Origin of the sequence: Pseudomonas syringae (genome assembly GCF_000737245.1) — a bacterium.
GTDB lineage: Bacteria > Pseudomonadota > Gammaproteobacteria > Pseudomonadales > Pseudomonadaceae > Aquipseudomonas > Aquipseudomonas syringae_J.
The window spans coordinates 88730-105793 of record NZ_JPQU01000018.1; the positions used below are offsets into that span (position 1 = coordinate 88730).

The 17064-nt window shown below is 56.7% G+C and carries 14 protein-coding genes; 9 read left to right on the top strand and 5 right to left on the bottom strand.

The features are described from left to right. Positions 1-37 precede the first annotated feature (37 nt). Together IV01_RS20860 and rimK are read left to right on the top strand one after the other, a co-directional pair. Positions 38-487 carry an ATP-dependent zinc protease gene (locus IV01_RS20860; protein WP_176470003.1) on the top strand — a complete coding sequence of 150 codons (450 nt, stop codon included), beginning with the start codon at positions 38-40 and terminating at the stop codon, positions 485-487. Continuing rightward, complete coding sequence (rimK, locus tag IV01_RS20855) at positions 484-1389, top strand: 30S ribosomal protein S6--L-glutamate ligase (RefSeq protein WP_020293260.1); 906 nt, start codon at positions 484-486, stop codon at positions 1387-1389. The genes IV01_RS20860 and rimK overlap by 4 nt, the downstream gene beginning before the upstream one ends. Positions 1390-1521: 132 nt before the next feature. Here rimK and IV01_RS20850 read toward each other — a convergent pair whose 3' ends face one another. Then, entirely contained in the window at positions 1522-2844 is a 1323-nt protein-coding gene (locus tag IV01_RS20850) for an ATP-binding protein (RefSeq protein WP_032626239.1), read from the bottom strand. Positions 2845-3009: 165 nt separating this feature from the next. After that, the gene (gene ompR / locus IV01_RS20845) at positions 3010-3750 is read right to left on the bottom strand and encodes a two-component system response regulator OmpR (protein WP_032626240.1); all 741 of its coding nucleotides are present in this window, start codon (positions 3748-3750) and stop codon (positions 3010-3012) included. 240 nt (positions 3751-3990) lie between these two features. Here ompR and IV01_RS20840 point away from each other — a divergent pair, with 240 nt between their 5' ends. The 3 genes from IV01_RS20840 (at position 3991) to gshA (ending at position 8498) form a co-directional block, all read left to right on the top strand. Further along, positions 3991-6315: a Tex family protein gene (locus tag IV01_RS20840; RefSeq protein ID WP_032626242.1), complete on the top strand. Its 2325-nt coding sequence runs from the start codon at positions 3991-3993 to the stop codon at positions 6313-6315. After that, on the top strand, positions 6315-6698 hold the full coding sequence (locus tag IV01_RS0124610) for a PaaI family thioesterase (protein ID WP_050507290.1): 384 nt from the start codon (positions 6315-6317) through the stop codon (positions 6696-6698). The genes IV01_RS20840 and IV01_RS0124610 overlap by 1 nt, the downstream gene beginning before the upstream one ends. A 213-nt stretch (positions 6699-6911) precedes the next feature. Continuing rightward, positions 6912-8498, top strand: coding sequence for a glutamate--cysteine ligase (gene gshA / locus IV01_RS20835; protein WP_032626245.1), 1587 nt, complete (start codon positions 6912-6914; stop codon positions 8496-8498). Between the two features lie 246 nt (positions 8499-8744). On the opposite strand, the gene argA is transcribed toward gshA, so the two are convergent. Both argA and argE read right to left on the bottom strand, forming a co-directional pair. After that, positions 8745-10043, bottom strand: a complete 1299-nt coding sequence (argA, locus tag IV01_RS20830; protein ID WP_032626248.1) for an amino-acid N-acetyltransferase — start codon at positions 10041-10043, stop codon at positions 8745-8747. A gap of 325 nt (positions 10044-10368) precedes the next feature. Continuing rightward, positions 10369-11517, bottom strand: a complete 1149-nt coding sequence (gene argE, locus IV01_RS20820) for an acetylornithine deacetylase (protein WP_032626252.1) — start codon at positions 11515-11517, stop codon at positions 10369-10371. A gap of 335 nt (positions 11518-11852) precedes the next feature. Between argE and IV01_RS20815 the strand changes: the two genes are divergently transcribed. The 4 genes from IV01_RS20815 (at position 11853) to IV01_RS20805 (ending at position 16220) form a co-directional block, all read left to right on the top strand. Beyond that, positions 11853-12599, top strand: a complete 747-nt coding sequence (locus IV01_RS20815) for a hypothetical protein (RefSeq protein ID WP_050507291.1) — start codon at positions 11853-11855, stop codon at positions 12597-12599. Between the two features lie 230 nt (positions 12600-12829). After that, entirely contained in the window at positions 12830-13693 is an 864-nt protein-coding gene (locus IV01_RS26985; protein ID WP_229636086.1) for a hypothetical protein, read from the top strand. Next, positions 13672-14292, top strand: coding sequence for a biosynthetic peptidoglycan transglycosylase (locus IV01_RS26155; RefSeq protein ID WP_080290214.1), 621 nt, complete (start codon positions 13672-13674; stop codon positions 14290-14292). The genes IV01_RS26985 and IV01_RS26155 overlap by 22 nt, the downstream gene beginning before the upstream one ends. A 581-nt stretch (positions 14293-14873) precedes the next feature. Further along, entirely contained in the window at positions 14874-16220 is a 1347-nt protein-coding gene (locus IV01_RS20805; RefSeq protein WP_032626254.1) for an MFS transporter, read from the top strand. Positions 16221-16335: 115 nt separating this feature from the next. Here the strand turns inward: IV01_RS20805 and IV01_RS20800 are convergent, their stop codons facing one another. Beyond that, on the bottom strand, positions 16336-16836 hold the full coding sequence (locus tag IV01_RS20800) for a GNAT family N-acetyltransferase (RefSeq protein ID WP_032626335.1): 501 nt from the start codon (positions 16834-16836) through the stop codon (positions 16336-16338). Between the last annotated feature and the right edge of the window lie 228 nt (positions 16837-17064).

The following is a 17064-nucleotide window of genomic DNA, read 5'->3' on the forward strand; positions in this document are numbered from 1 at the left end:
ACCTTTGAAGACATTTGATCATCTGACAGTCATCGGCCTGCGCGAGTGGGTGGCGCTGCCCGATTTGGGGGTAGCAGGCCTGCGGGCGAAAATCGATACCGGCGCGAGCACGTCAAGCCTGCACGCGACGGAGATCGAGCCTTTCGAGCGCGACGGCCAAAAATGGGTTCGATTCAACGCCCATCTGGGTACGGTGGTTCAGTTGCGTCATCGTCGCTGTGAAGCGCTGCTGGTCGCCATGAAAACCATCAAAAGCTCCAATGGTCATGCGCAGGTCCGCTATGTCATTCGCACCACCCTGGCTTTGGGTGATCGCGTCTGGCCGGTGGAATTCACGCTGGCCTGCCGCAAAGCAATGCGCTATCGCCTGCTGCTCGGCTCCAACGCTTTGATCGACGGCCAACTGGTCGTCAATCCGGGCATTACTTATGTTCAGGACAAACCGGTTTTCCCGGTCTCGACTACCTCTGCCACAGGTGCTGCATGAAGATCGCTGTGCTTTCGCGTAACCCGCGTCTGTATTCAACCCGTCGTCTGGTCGAAGCTGGTATTGAACGTGGCCATGAGATGGTGGTGATCGACACCCTGCGCGCCTATATGAACATCGCCAGCCACAAGCCGCAGATCCACTATCGGGGAAAACCGCTGGAAGGTTTCGATGCGGTGATCCCGCGTATCGGCGCCTCGGTGACGTTCTACGGCTGCGCAGTACTGCGTCAATTTGAAATGATGGGTGTGTTTCCGCTCAATGAATCGGTGGCCATCGCCCGCTCCCGGGACAAGCTGCGCTCACTGCAACTGCTCTCGCGTCGCGGCATCGGCTTGCCGGTCACCGGTTTTGCTCACTCGCCGGATGACATTCCGGACTTGATCCAGATGGTCAACGGTGCGCCGCTGGTAATCAAGGTGCTCGAAGGGACTCAAGGGATTGGCGTAGTGCTGTGTGAAACAGCGACCGCCGCTGAATCGGTGATCGAGGCATTCATGGGCCTCAAGCAGGACATCATGGTTCAGGAGTACATCAAGGAAGCTGGCGGCGCGGATATCCGATGCTTCGTGGTCGGTGACAAAGTCATTGCCTCAATGAAGCGTCAGGCCAAGCCTGGCGAATTCCGCTCCAACCTGCATCGTGGCGGCAGCGCCAGTCTGATCAAAATCACACCCGAAGAACGCATGACCGCTATCCGCGCCGCCAAGGTCATGGGCCTGAGCGTCGCCGGTGTCGACATTCTGCGTTCCAACCACGGCCCGCTGGTGATGGAAGTCAACTCGTCACCGGGTCTGGAAGGCATCGAAGTCACCACCAGCAAGGACGTGGCCGGGATGATCATCGAGTACCTGGAGAAAAACAGTGGTCCGCATATGACGCGGACCAAGGGCAAAGGCTGAACCATACCCTGTGGGAGCGGTGCTTGCCCGCGATAAGGCCAGACGCGATCTAAAGTGAACCGCGTCCAGCCTTATCGCGGGCAAGCACCGCTCCCACAGAAAGCAGCATTCCAATCCAATAGTTGTGGGCTTCTAAACCGCCCCTCTCGGCAACATCAACCCCAGCGGCAAGCGCACTCGCGCTTCCAGCCCGCCGCCTGAACGATTCCTCAGTTCAACGTTGCCGCCATGCATCGCCGCGATGCGTTTGACGATGGCCAACCCCAACCCGGTGCCCTTGCCGCTGCGTGCGCGGTCACCACGGATGAACGGGTTGAAGATCACCTCTAACTCCGACGGATCAATGCCGGTACCACGGTCCAGCACGCTGAGGACGACATAAGGCGCGCTGGTGTCGCCTGATACATAAGCCGCCACCTCAATGCCATTGCCCGCATGGTGCATGGCATTGCCAATCAGGTTGGTGAGCAGACGCTTCATCGAAACCTTGCGCAGCGGGAATGGCGGAATAGGTTCCAGGCAAAGACGGATCTGTTCTTCAGGGTTCTCGGGGTTGTTGAAGGGCGCGACTACATCACGCACCAACTCGCTGAGGTCGACTTCCTCGATCTCTTCGTCACGCCCGTCACGAATGAACGCCAGGAACTGATCAAGGATCGCGTCCATGTCCTCAATGTCGCGGACCATGCCTTCGGTGAGTTCGTTTTCGCCCTTCATCAACTCCAGAGACAAACGCAGGCGGGTCAGTGGTGTGCGCAGGTCATGGGAAACCCCGGCCAGCATCAGTTCCCGCTCTTGCCCTGCTTGTTCGACGTCTTCGGCCATCTGGTTAAAGGCACGATAGACCTCAGTCATTTCGCTGGGCGTATCACTGACTGGCAAACGAACGCTGCGGCCCTGGCCCAGTTGCCTGGCGGCAAACACCAGACGCTTAAGGGGTTGATTGAGTTGCCTGACGAAGATCCACGCTGAGGCGGTGGATAACAAACCGATGGCAAGGAACCAGCCCAGCACGCTCCAGATCTTCTGACCACGCAGCGGGTGCGGATACAGCGGCACCTTCAGCCAGCCATCGCCCAGACTCGGCGCACGCACCCATAAGGCAGGTGGTGCATGCACGCGCAGACGAACTTCAGTGTCGGCACCCAGTTCGGCCTGCATCTGACGTTGATAGATTTCGCTGTATGGCCAGTGCTGCTCGCCTTCCGGCACGCCACCGCCCACTACGCGTATCAGGCCCGCCGCGTCGGCAATGGCTTCGCGATCGTTTTCATTGGCTGCCCAATAGGCGCGCAACGTCAAGGCAACGCCGTGGCTGTATTGGCGGTCGACCAACACGTCCTCGTTCATCAGCAGGTAGACCAGCGTCAGCGCCTTGGAAAACAGCACGACGATGAGCACCAGCCAGAGCGTGCGAGAGAAAAAGCTTTGTGGGAACCAGAGCGGGGTTTTCATAACAGCAGCTATACACTTTGCAGGAGCGAGCCAGGCTCGCGGGGTTTGCGAATCGCTAATGACAAACCGCAGCAGGAATCGCGAAAACCAAAACGTCGATAGCCCGGTTCAGGGCTATCGACGTGACAGGTCATCACTGCGGCTTGTGCTCCTAAAAGTGCTCGATTATCGAGTACCGGCACCGTCCGGAACGAATACATAACCAACACCCCAGACCGTCTGAATGTAACGCGGTTTGGAAGGATCCGGCTCGATCAGGCGACGCAGACGGGAAATCTGCACGTCGATGGAGCGCTCCAGCGCATCCCATTCACGGCCACGGGCCAGATTCATCAGCTTGTCGCGGGTTAACGGCTCACGGGCATGCATGACCAGCGCCTTGAGCACCGCAAATTCGCCGGTGGTCAGCATGTGCACTTCATCGCCGCGCTTGAGCTCACGGGTCGCCAGGGACAACTCGTAATCGCCAAAGCTTACCGATTCGTCTTCGCTGCCCGGTGCGCCTGGCACGGGAGCCGCTTGACGACGCAATACGGCTTTGACCCGCGCCATCAGCTCGTCCGGGTTGAACGGCTTGGCAAGGTAATCGTCAGCGCCCAGTTCGAGGCCTTTGATTCGGCTCAGCTCATCGCCTTTGGCGGTCAGCATGATGATGGGTACCTGATTGTTCGCTGCACGCAAACGACGGCAGGCAGAAAGCCCGTCTTCTCCAGGCAGCATCAAATCCAGAACCACGAGATTGAAAACTTCGCGGGCCAGCAAGCGATCCATTTGCTCGACGTTGGCCACAGCACGGGCGCGATAGCCCTTGCTGCTGAAAAAACGTTCCAACAGGCTGCTCAAGCCTGGATCGTCATCAACGATGAGGATTTTTTCGCCTTCCGCAGTTTGTGCAGTGCTACTCATTCAGATGCTCCTTTGATCTCGGGTCGCATTATGGCGTAGCTGCTGTGATGCGCACCGTGTGCATTGTTAGCAGATTTTACCGGAGCCGCCATACAAGGCTGTGGTTTCGGGCGGTTTTCCGGGGTTAGCCCCCTAATCGGACTTCGCTGGGTATAATGCGCCGCCCTCGAAGTCAGGCAACGCCTGAGCGTGGCAGTTCGCTAGCACGTGATTTTTTTGCTCACAAATCCAGGTGGTCTCATGGAAAGTATCAACAGCCGCATCGCCGAAGAGCTCGGTGTACGCCCGCAACAGGTGGCCGCGGCCGTCGCTCTACTGGATGAAGGTTCGACCGTTCCCTTCATTTCTCGTTATCGCAAAGAAGTGACCGGCAGCCTCGATGACACACAATTGCGTCATCTTGAAGAGCGCCTGCGTTACTTGCGTGAGCTCGACGACCGTCGCGTCAGCATCCTTGCCAGTATTGAAGAGCAAGGCAAGCTGACCCCTGAACTGGCGCGCGACATCAAGCTCGCAGACACCAAAACCCGCCTCGAAGATTTGTACCTGCCGTACAAGCAAAAACGCCGCACCAAGGGCCAGATCGCCCTGGAAGCAGGCTTGGGTGAATTGGCCGACGGCCTGTTCAATGACCCGACGCTGAGTCCGGAAAGCGAAGCCGCTCGTTTCGTGGACGCTGAAAAAGGCGTCGCCGACGTCAAGGCCGCGCTGGAAGGCGCCAAGTACATCCTCATGGAGCGTTTCGCCGAAGACGCCACTCTGTTGGACAAGCTGCGCAGCTTCCTCAAGCACGAAGCCGTGCTCAGTGCCCGCGTGGTGCCCGGCAAGGAAGAAGAAGGCTCCAAATTCCGCGATTACTTTGAACACGACGAACCGCTGAAAAGCATGCCCTCGCACCGCGCCCTGGCGATTTTCCGTGGCCGCAACGAAGGCTTTCTCAGCTCTGCCCTGAAGGTCGGAGAAGAACTCCCGGGCACTATGCATCCGTGCGAAATGATGATCGCCGAGCGTTTCGGCCTGCAAAATCAGAACCGCCCGGCCGATAAATGGCTCGCCGAAGTGGTGCGCTGGACCTGGAAGGTCAAGCTCTACAGCCACCTGGAAACAGACCTGCTGGGTGAGCTGCGCGATGGCGCGGAAACCGAAGCGATCAACGTTTTCGCCCACAACCTGCATGACCTGCTGCTGGCTGCCCCTGCCGGCCCACGCGCCACCTTGGGTCTCGACCCGGGCCTGCGCACCGGCTGCAAGGTTGCCGTGGTCGATTCCACCGGCAAGCTGCTGGACTACGCCACGGTTTACCCGCACGTACCGAAAAACCAGTGGGATCAGACCATCGCTGTACTGGCTGCGCTGTGCGCCAAACATGCGGTTGATCTGATCGCTATCGGCAACGGTACAGCAAGCCGCGAGACTGACAAGCTGGCCGCCGACCTGATCAAAAAATACCCAGGTCTGAAAATGACCAAAGTTATGGTCTCTGAAGCTGGCGCGTCGGTTTACTCCGCGTCGGAACTGGCCGCCAAAGAATTCCCAGACCTGGACGTGTCGATCCGTGGCGCGGTATCCATCGCCCGCCGTCTGCAGGATCCACTCGCTGAGCTGGTGAAGATCGATCCGAAATCCATCGGTGTCGGCCAGTACCAGCACGACGTATCGCAACTGAAACTGGCCCGAGGCCTGGACGCAGTGGTCGAAGACTGTGTGAACGCCGTGGGCGTGGATGTGAACACAGCTTCCGTGGCCTTGCTGGCGCGCATTTCCGGTCTGAACACTACGCTGGCGCAGAACATCGTCGCGCACCGCGATGAAAACGGCGCGTTCAAGTCCCGTGCGGCCTTGAAGAAGGTCCCGCGTCTGGGGGAAAAAACCTTTGAACAGGCCGCTGGCTTCCTGCGAGTGATGAACGGCGATAACCCTCTGGACTCCTCGGCAGTCCACCCGGAAGCCTATCCACTGGTGAAGCGTATTGCGTCGGAAACCGACCGCGACATTCGTTCGCTGATCGGCGACGCCAGCTTCCTCAAGCGTCTGGATCCGAAGAAGTACACCGATGAAACCTTCGGCCTGCCGACCGTGACCGACATCCTGCAAGAACTTGAAAAACCAGGCCGTGACCCGCGCCCGGAATTCAAGACTGCCGAGTTCCAGGACGGGGTCGAAGACCTCAAGGACCTGCAACCGGGCATGATTCTCGAAGGCGTTGTGACCAACGTCACCAACTTCGGTGCGTTTGTCGACATCGGTGTGCATCAGGATGGCCTGGTGCATATCTCCGCGCTGTCCGAGAAATTCATCAAAGACCCGCGTGAAGCGGTGAAGGCTGGCGACGTCGTCAAGGTCAAGGTCATGGAAGTCGACATCCCGCGTAAACGCGTTGGCCTGTCGATGCGCATGAGTGACACCCCGGGCGAGAAGGTCGATGGTGCTCGCGGTGCCCGTCCTGGCGCGGCGCCACGCCAGCAGCAAAGCAGCGCGCCACGCAAGGAAACCGTTGCCGCAGCCCCGGCCAACAACGCGATGGCTTCGCTGTTCGCCAACGCCAAGCAACTGAAGAAACGCTGATGGAAGTGCCAGCAGGCTTTACCGAGAGCCCGTATTTCCGGGCCATTGGCTGCCAGTTGCGGCGTCTCGATGTGGGCGTCGCTGAAGTGGCCTTGTCATTGGAGGATCACCTGCGCAATCGGGGCAACGTGATGCATGGCGGGGCGATTTTCAGCCTCGTCGACATCGCCATGGGGCTGGCCTGTTCCAGCTCCCATGGCTTCGACCAGCGCAGCGTGACCATCGAATGCAAGATCAACTACATGCGATCGGTGTCCGAGGGCGAGGTGCTGTGCATCGCCAAGGTGCTGCATGCCGGGCGCCGCACATTGGTGGTCGAAGCCGAAGTGCTGCAAGGCGAGAAACTCGTCGCCAAGGCACAGGGCACCTTCGCTGTGGTTTAGCGCGGTTGCGCTACATGCCTTAAGAGCCCCTAGCTCTACCGAGTCGATTTGAGTTAATTTCGGCGCTATGAATGTAGCGCCGGGATTTTCCGACGCTGCCAGTCGGCGTTTTCGTACAAATCCTGAACCCAGGCGACAACGCCAGTGCCCTACCCTTGTACACCGTCACTTCCACCCCCATATTGGGGCGACTGACGCGTGAAGGAATCCAACTTGAGCGAACTTCTCAACCGCCGCCTGGCTTTGCTTAGCGAGCGCACTAACCTCTCCCTGCTAGAGCAGTGCCTGCACGGTATTGAGCGCGAATGCCTGCGCGTGACCGGCGATGCCCGGTTGGCTCAGACGCCGCACCCGGAAGCCCTGGGCGCTGCACTGACTCACAGCCAGATCACCACGGATTATTCCGAGTCGCTGCTGGAGTTCATCACTCCGGCACTGGCTGACCCTGTCGAAACCCTGGCCAGTCTGGACAAGATCCATCGCTTCGCCTACAGCAAGCTGGGTAGCGAGTTCCTCTGGAGCCCGTCCATGCCTTGTCCGCTGCCCGCCGAGGAAGACATCCCGATTGCCTATTACGGCACTTCGAATATCGGCAAGCTCAAGTATGTCTACCGCCAGGGCCTGGCCCTGCGTTACGGCAAAACCATGCAGTGCATCGCCGGTATTCATTACAACTTCTCGCTGCCAGAAAGCGTCTGGCCGCTGCTTCAACAGACCGAGAATTTCGACGGCGATGCGCGCGACTATCAGTCCCACGCCTACATCGCGCTCATTCGGAATTTCCGCCGTTACAGCTGGTTACTGATGTACCTGTTCGGCGCATCGCCAGCACTGGACGCGGGCTTCCTGCGCGGCCGGGCTCATCAGCTGGAACAGTTCGACGCCGACACCTTGTACCTGCCCTATGCCACCAGCCTGCGCATGAGCGATCTGGGTTACCAAAGCAACGCTCAGGCAGACCTGACGCCTTGCTACAACGATCTGATCAGCTACACCGACAGCCTGCGCAAAGCCGTGGCAACGCCTTATGCACCGTATGTAGAAATCGGTACCCATAAGGATGGCGAATGGATTCAGCTCAACACCAACGTGTTGCAGATTGAAAACGAGTATTACTCCAATATCCGCCCCAAGCGCGTGACCTATTCCGGCGAGCGTCCGATTCAGGCGCTGGTGGCCCGTGGCGTGCAGTACGTTGAAGTTCGTTGCCTGGACATCAACCCGTTCCTGCCCACGGGGATTGATTTACAGCAATCGCGTTTCGTCGATGCCTTCGTGCTGTACTGCGCCTTGCAGGAAAGCCCGCAGTTGGCCAACAACGAATGCAGTAATGCCGCGTCGAACTTCCTTACTGTCGTCAAGGAAGGCCGTCGTCCAGGGCTTGAGTTGAATCGCAATGACAGCACCATCGACCTGAAAGCCTGGGCGACTGAACTGCTGGAAAAAATCACGCCTATCGCTCAACTGCTGGACGATGCAAACGGAACTGACGAACACGTCAAATCCATCGCCGCCCAACAGGCCAAAGTCAACGATGCATCCCTGACCCCATCGGCCAAAGTGCTGGCAAGCATGACGGAGCACAAGGAAGGCTTCACCGCCTTTTCATTCCGCCAGAGCCAGGCTCACGCCGAATACTTCCGCAGCAACCCGCTGAGCGTCGAGGAGCAATCGCACTTCGAAACCTTGGCGAGAACCTCGATTGCCGAACAGGCAGAACTGGAACAGACCGAAGAGAAAGTCGATTTCGACACCTTCGTCGGCGCGTATCAGGCGAGCATATTGCGGATTAGTAACTGACATGACTAAGGCTGAACGCAACGCCTGTGGGAGCCGAGCTTGCTCGCGAATCAGGCGCTGCGGTACATCAGATAAATCGCTTTATCGTTCTTTGCGAGGAAGCTCGCTCCCACAGAGTTTTCGGATCTCGGCAGGAGTGTCCTGCCCGCGATGAACGATAACGCGGTTCGTCAGTAACACCGAGGCGTCTGCATCGCGGGCAAGCACCGCTCCCACAAGGGCAGGCGACCCATGTGGAAACCAGACTTACAACGCCTTTTCGAAAATCTTCGAGTTGCGCTGGAAGTTATACAGCGACGCACGGGCAGCGGGCAGGCGGTCGACGCTGCTGGGTTCGAAACCACGCTCGCGGAACCAGTGCGCTGTGCGGGTGGTGAGGACGAACAGGGTCTTCAAGCCTTGCTCCCGAGCACGGGTCTCAATGCGTTCAAGCAATTCGTCGCCACGACCGCCGTGGCGGTATTCCGGATTGACCGCCAGGCACGCCAGCTCACCGGCATCCGAATCCGCGATCTGGTAAAGCGCCGCACAGGCAATGATCAAACCTTCACGTTCCACGACGCTGAACTGCTCGATCTCGCGCTCCAGCACTTCGCGGGAACGACGCACCAGAATCCCCTGCTCTTCCAGTGGCGTGATCAAGTCCATCAGGCCGCCCACGTCTTCGATGGCTGCCTCACGCACCAGCTCGAATTGTTCCTGCGCCACCAGCGTGCCGCCACCGTCGCGGGTGAATAGCTCGGTCAATAGCGCGCCATCTTCGGCATAGCTGACGATATGGCTACGCCCCACGCCACCACGGCAGGCCTCAGCGGCGGCATCAAGCAATTCCGCCTGATAGTTGGTGCCCAGACGCAGAATGTGCGCGGGCACCTGCTGTGGACGCAGCTCGCGCACCAGTCGGCCCTGTTCATCCATCAAACCGCGCTCTTCACCGAACAGCAGCAGCTTGTCAGCGCCCAGATCGACAGCGGCGCGGGTGGCGACGTCTTCGCAGGCAATATTGAAAATCTCACCAGTCGGTGAGTACCCCATGGGTGAAAGCAGCACGATGTGGCGCTCATCCAGCAGACGGTTGATACCCTTGCGGTCGATCCGCCGCACTTCACCCGTATGCTGGTAATCCACACCTTCCAGCACGCCGATGGGCCGGGCAGTGACCAGATTGCCGCTGGTCACGCGCAAACGCGAACCCTGCATCGGCGAGGCCGCCATGTCCATGGACAGGCGCGCTTCGATGTCGATACGCAGGTGGCCGACGGCATCAATCACACAGTCCAGCGTAGCCGCATCGGTAACGCGCAGGTTACGGTGAAACTGCGGCGTCAGGCCACGTGCCGCCAGGCGACTTTCGATCTGTGGGCGCGAACCATGGACCAGCACCAGACGCACGCCCAGGCTGTGCAACAGCACCAGGTCGTGGACGATATTGCCGAAGTTCGGATGCTCTACACCGTCGCCGGGCAACATCACGACGAAGGTGCGATCACGGTGGGCATTGATGTAAGGCGAAGCGTGGCGAAGCCAATTGACGTATTCGTGCATAACTTTGAGAGCCTGCGAAAAATAAGGACGAAAGACAGAAACACTCACAACCGTGTGGTGGTTATCGTCGGAACAGGCATGTCATTACGCGCACTCTCCTTTTAAAAATGAAATAACTCTCAAAATTGGAATACTTTCTCCGTAGGAGCGACCGGGGTGGCGCTCCACCTTGCCCGCGATGCGATTTTAGACTCAGCTACTTTGTTGGCTGTGCAGACGTCATCGCGGGCAAGCGCGCTCCTACAGGCGCTGTGGTTGATGAGCGACAGCGCTGTGTCAGCGAAACCGTCACTTCTCCCAATCTTCAAAGTCAGCAAGGCCCGGATCATTGCGGGCTCAGGCAGTAATGTTCGATCAGTTGGCTTAACAGACGCACTGTAGGCTGCAAACGTGACATCTCAAGGTATTCACCCGGCTGGTGCGCGCACGCGATGTCGCCGGGACCAAGAACCAGAGTCTCGCAACCCAGGCGCTGGAAATACGCAGCCTCGGTGCCGAATGCTACCGCTTCGGCACGATGCCCGGTAAGACGCTCGGCCACCCGCACCAGTTCCGCGTCGGCGGCTTGTTCGAAAGGCGGCGCCTCGGGGAACAATGGCGCGTAGTCGATTTTCACCTGATGCAGCTCCGCCAGCGGCTCCAGCTTTTGCCGGATCGCGGCGCGCAACACGCTAGGGTCCATACCCGGTAGCGGACGCAGGTCGAATTCCAGCGAGCACTGACCGCAAATCCTATTCGGGTTATCCCCACCGTGAATGCAGCCGAAATTAAGGGTCGGCGTCGGCACACTGAACTGCGGATTGCGATATTCCAGCTGCCATTGCTGGCGCAGGCCCTTGAGTTCGCTGATCGCGTCGTGCATCGCTTCCAGCGCGCTATGCCCCAGGCTCGGGTCGGATGAATGCCCGCTGCGGCCAAGAATGTCGATACGTTCCATCATCACGCCCTTGTGCAGGCGGATGGGCTTGAGCCCGGTCGGTTCGCCGATCACGGCAGCACGTCCCAGCGGCCGGCCTGCCTCAGCCAGCGCACGAGCGCCGGCCATGGAGCTTTCTTCGTCACAGGTGGCAAGGATCAGCAGTGGTTGCTTGAAAGGTTTGTCCAGCAACGGCTGCACCGCCTCGATGACCAGCGCAAAAAAGCCTTTCATGTCGCAGCTGCCAAGGCCGACCCAGCGGTTATCGACCTCGGTGAGTTTCAGCGGATCGGTTTTCCACAGGGCACCGTCAAACGGCACCGTGTCGCTATGCCCGGCCAGCACCAGACCACCAGGACCGCTGCCAAAGCTGGCCAGCAAGTTGAACTTGCCCGGCGACACTTGCTGGATATCGCAAGCAAACCCAAGATCGCCCAACCAACCGGCCAGCAGATCGATGACCGCACGATTGGACTGGTCCAGCGACGGCTGGGTGCAGCTCACCGAAGGCGCAGCGATCAAAGCGGCGAATTGGTCTTTCATGGGCGGCAAGGGCATGTGCAGTTCCTCTGTCGGGAGAGCTTGCCGACAATCATAGTGCCATCCGGCGATGGGAATAAACCGTTACGGGCGGATTGAAAAATAACTGCGCTGAAACGGACTTCGATTTTGCGCGATAAAGGGCGATGCCTCTGATCGTGTTTCGCCCAGCGTGAAAACTTGTAGGAGCTGCTGAAGACTGCGAAGGCATTCCCGCTGATGAATCGCTATTGCCCCCTTCGGCAGCTCCTGCAGGTCGCGCTTACCCGTGTAACACTGGCGAAACACATCCATCAGGTTTAACCTCGAAACATCCCGGCGCAGGACGCGCGATATACACCAAGGAAGAGTCGATGGATGCCAGCAATAACCGTGGTGACGAGAGTTTTCATTCCTTTGAGCCCATCAGCGCCCACGCCGATGATGAGCGATATGGTCACTCGACTCCGCCGTCGCATCTCTGGCGCAACGTCTGTGTGCTACTGGTACTAATCGCAGGTGCGATCTATCTACTGAGCAACTCCGGCGTCCTGCTGCAGAGCGCTGTCAGCCAAGCGACCGCCAAGCCTCACCCAATCACCAAGCCCGCCATCTCCAACCCCGTTCCACCGATTTACACCTCTGACGCCCTGATCGCGCCCAAGTCTCTGGCTGACTGTATAAAACCGGACAACATCATCGACGAAGCCGTCGCTACCTGCCGATATGGTCACTTTCCTCGTGCGAGCAACGACCCTACCGCACAGGGCATGGTGACGGAGTCCTACATGGCCAGGTACAAAGCTGATCAACAACCGGCCCGCACCAAACGCATCACTGCCTACAACATTGAGACCGCAACCATCTGGCAGTGGGATGGCAAGCGCACCTACGCCGCCGAATGGGCAATCAATGACAATCGCATTGATGGCAGCAGCGTCTGCGGCAACTACCGCCGCGGCTCGATTGAATACCGCGAGTGCCGCAAAGGCGCCAAAGTCTACTTCCGGGAAAAGTGCCGGGAATGGGGCAAGCGCTGGAGCGCAGACCATCAAGATGCCAGCAAGGCAATGGAACAACGGTTTTGCTCGGCCGGTGACGGCTTCAATCCACTGGGTTAAAAGCTCGCGCTGGGCATACGCTAGGGACAAATGCGGACGCTCAGCAAAGCACGAGACCGATATCCACATCTTGACTTAGAATTATCAAGCCTAAACGCCCCAAATCTGTGAGCAAATCCATCTTGCAAATCACCCTGAATACCGAGCGCTCGACCGAAGCTCGATAAACAACCATTAATGATATCACCGTGATATCATCACGCCACTTATCTATACAGCGAAACAATGGAATGAAGTCTGCGGCGGGCAAAGGGATTCTAGTACTTATATTGGGGCTAATGACTCTATCAACTCAAGCTTGCAATAACTTTGAAAATGATACTGCAAAAAACAAGCAGGCTATTTTAGCCGTACCACATAATAAAATAGTCACTCAAGCGCCACCTATCAGGCAATCCAATAATAACTGCGCACCAAATATGCAATCTTCGCTTGCGCGCGGCCAGAATACTATCCAGTTAGAATCTACTTCCCAACCCGAAAATTCGATTTTGCCAGTTTTTATTGTCGCGATCAATACAACAGTTTTAGATATAGAAAAACCACAGGGCCACGACATCCTCAAACCCGACGCAGCCATCCATAACGACAAGCAACCGGGAAATTTCGACACTCTAGGGTCAGACATCCTAGCAACAACTATTGGAGGCATAATACTTGCAATATTCTTTTTCGCAACAAGAGAAAAACTATTTCCGCTGCCAAACATTACCGGGCAATGGTACCTTGAGCAGCACACCATAACCACAGGGTACAACCCCTTCAAAGGAATGATACTTAGGTATGTTGTGATCCTAATAAGAGAAGGGAATAGAATTGAAGGGAGCGGCGAACTTATATATGAGGATTCGTCAACTGGGAAGCGCTCTTACCAAGAAAAAAATAGAAGACGATCAATAGTAACCGGTTATATTGAAAAAAATTATTTTAGTAAGGACAGAATACAGCTGCATGTTGTTGAAGATGGATTCGGAAGAGTTTCCAGCCACTTTTACGAACTAACCGTAGAAAAAAATGAATTTTTAAGCGGAACTTTTTCCTCAATGGTCGCTGACTCGACGGGGAACGCAAGATGCCAAAGAACGCCTTTCTAAAAATTATAATTACTATATTTTCAGCACCATTTATAGCGATTTCTAGATTTGCCATTTTCTGGTACGGTTCGAAGCTGAAGATAGATTTTCATAAGTGTGCACAGATTATAAACTGTGCACCGATAGCTCCGGACCTCTATGTAAAGATGCTTATCTTGGCAGAAGATCATAGGAGCAAGATGCATTTTGGAGTTGATCCAATCGCAGTAATGCGATGCTGTGTTATCTTCATAACACGCAAGAAAACCCAAGGCGGCAGCACAATAGAACAACAATTTGTTAGAGTAGTTACCAACAGGTATGAACGAACTTTTAGACGGAAAATTCGAGAGCAGATTCTTGCTATAGAACTATCAAGACATTTTAAAAAAAACGACATTGCCTCAGCATATTTGTCGATTGCATTTTACGGCACAGGACAGTATGGACTTGACGCAGCGTGTAATTCACAAAAATCTATATCTGATAACAACCTTGACACCGCGTTATTGACCATATCCAAACTTAAATACCCTGAACCACTTGCCCACTCAGCGCCATGGATTGCAAGAATCAACACTCGAGTGAAACATATTAGAAGTAAAATGGTAGTTACTTAGCCAACCGATGTCCCAGATCCATCTGCCTTCAAGCAGTTGATACCTGATTCCGTTCCCAGATAAAAATGCCGGGAATGGGGCAAGCGCTGGAGCGCAGACCACCACGACGCCAGCAAGGCAATGGAACAGCGGTTTTGCTCGGCCGGTGAGGGCTTCAATCCACTGGGCTGAGCGCTCAAGAACGGTTTCTGTAACCGGATAATTGCTAGCAGTCTGGTCGATTTGCCCTTTTTGGTAGTTTTTTTACGAAATGTTTTGTAACGGGCTACCCCCTAAAAACAGGGCGCCAACCCTACGCAGCTGCGACATCACGCCACAGCCGGCCCGATTTCAAGCGGTTGCCATCATTGCCTTCAGATGGGATAACAAAAGGGCAACGGGCTCGAAAATCTATAAAAAGCATAGATTCATGGGTCATTGAAGTCGTTCACCGGCGATCCTGCATCAGATAAAAGTCCAGACGTTCTGTGTTCGCGCATTTTGCCGACAGCGTATTGGTCAATCCTGCCTTTCAACCTCATTGAGGCCATTCATACGGCGTCACCAAACGTCGTGCTGCACTTAAAAGAAGGACCGGAAAATTGAGCGATCAATCCACTCCGAACACTGCACTCGCCAGATTCTGCGAGAAAACCGGTATTCCCTATCCAATGTTCTGGGGCTTTGTCGGCCTGCTGATCTTCATGATCGGCGATGGCGTCGAGCTCGGTTACCTCTCCCCTTTCCTCAGCGAACGCGGCATGCCTGCCGATGAAATCGCCATGGTCTTCACCATTTACGGCGTCACCGTGGGCATTTCCTCATGGCTGGCCGGCGCGCTGTCGAATATCTGGGGTCCAAAACGGGTAATGATTCTTGGCCTGGTGATCTGGAGCGCGTTCGAAGTCTTGTTTCTGGTCTACGGCCTGCAAGAACTCAGCTACTCCATGATCCTGCTGACCTACGGCCTGCGCGGGTTCGGTTACCCATTGTTTGCCTATGGCTTCCTGGTGTGGATCGCGGCGGCAACCCCATCACGCAAAATGGGCATGGCCGTTGGCTGGTTCTGGGTCGCCTATGCAGCCGGCCTGCCGACACTGGGCTCACTGGTTGCCAGCTTCAGTATTCCGCTGATTGGCGCGATGGCGACGTTCTGGCTGTCTTTCGCACTGGTAGTCGTGGGTGGCGTGATCGGCCTGGTGGGTATGCGTGAAGCACACGGCATGCAACGTCTGGCACCCGAAGGTGAAAAGCCCATGGTGTCGATGGCGAAAAACATCACCATCATGTGGAAAATCCCCAAGGTATCCCTGGCGGGCCTGGTGCGCGTGATCAACACCTCGTCGATGTTTGGTTTTCTGGTGGTTATGCCCGGTTTCTTCATGCACACCGTGGGCTTTACCCTGGAAGAATGGCTGCAACTGCTGACCATCGTCTTCGTGTTCAACATCATCGGCAACCTGGCGTCGAGCGTCATCAGCACCCGGATTGGCTATCGCAACACTATCCTCTGGCTGGGCGCAGTCGGCAGCACCATCAGCACGCCACTGTTCTTCTTCATGCCACAGGCGTTCCCGGATAACTTCCTGATCGCCTCGGTGTTCGGCGCATTCTACGGCCTGACCCTGGCCTGCTTCGTACCGCTTTCGGCACTGGCACCGGCACTCGCGCCTCAGAACAAGGCAGCTGCACTGTCGGTATTGAGCCTTGGCGCTGGCGCATCGACCTGGGTCGGCCCGGCTGTGGTAGCGATCTTCCAGGACAGCTTCGGCCTCGAAGGCGTGGTCTGGGCATTCACAGGCCTCTACGCCCTCAGCGCCGTGATGACCGCCTTCCTGAAAGACCCCGAGCCGGTCTTCGAACCCACCCTGACCAAGACCAAACGCAAAGTCCGCATCCTTGCGCCGCGTCTTGATTACCGTTGGGCGCATGCGGTGGAGAGTAAGTAATAGGACACACCGAGTCCTGTAGGAGCGCGCTTGCTCGCGATAACGTTATGTCAGTCAAAAATGTATCGGCTGGTATAACGCTATCGCGGGCAAGCGCGCTCCTACAAGGGTCGCGCTACACCCGCCGCAACAGGTAAAACTTACTGTCCACCTTCATCACCGGAAAGCTCTCCGGCAGCTCCGCCTTCGCCACTTCAACAAAGCCATGCTTTTCGTAGAAGCGGTGCGCGGCGAGGAATTTGTCGGTGGTGCCCAGGTAGATGTCCTTCACCCCGCGCTTGCCAGCCTCTTCCAGGAGGGTGCTGAGCAGCGATGCCGCGACGCCGAACTCGCGGCCGCGAAAGGGTGCAGCGACGAACATTTTGCGTAACGCCGTCTGCTGCGCGCCGATGTCTTTGAGGCCGATGGTGCCAATGATCTGGCCGTCTCTCTTGGCGACCCAGAAGTCGCCGCTGCCAACTTGATAGAAGCCGGGAATTGCCTGCAAATCCGGCTGGTCTTCGGCGGTGATGGCGATACCGAATTCCTCACGCTGGATCGGCACAATGACGTCAACCACTCCCTGCTGGTCAGTCGGCTCGAAGCGCGAAATCTGGATGTCGCTGGCATTTGAAATAGACAAAGTTCTGCTCTCCTTCTCTCGAAAGGTGAATGGGTTGCGGCAAATATTTGCACAGCCTGCATGCCCACCAAAACCCGTCCTCCCCACTAAAACACCTCTGCGGCAAAATTTTTTGTGAGGCAGTTCTCTACTGGAGCGTAGGAAATGCCTGTATCAGCTGTGGGCCATCAAAAAGCCATTGTCAGCGCTGGAATGCGGCTTATAATCCCGCGCCCTGCTCGT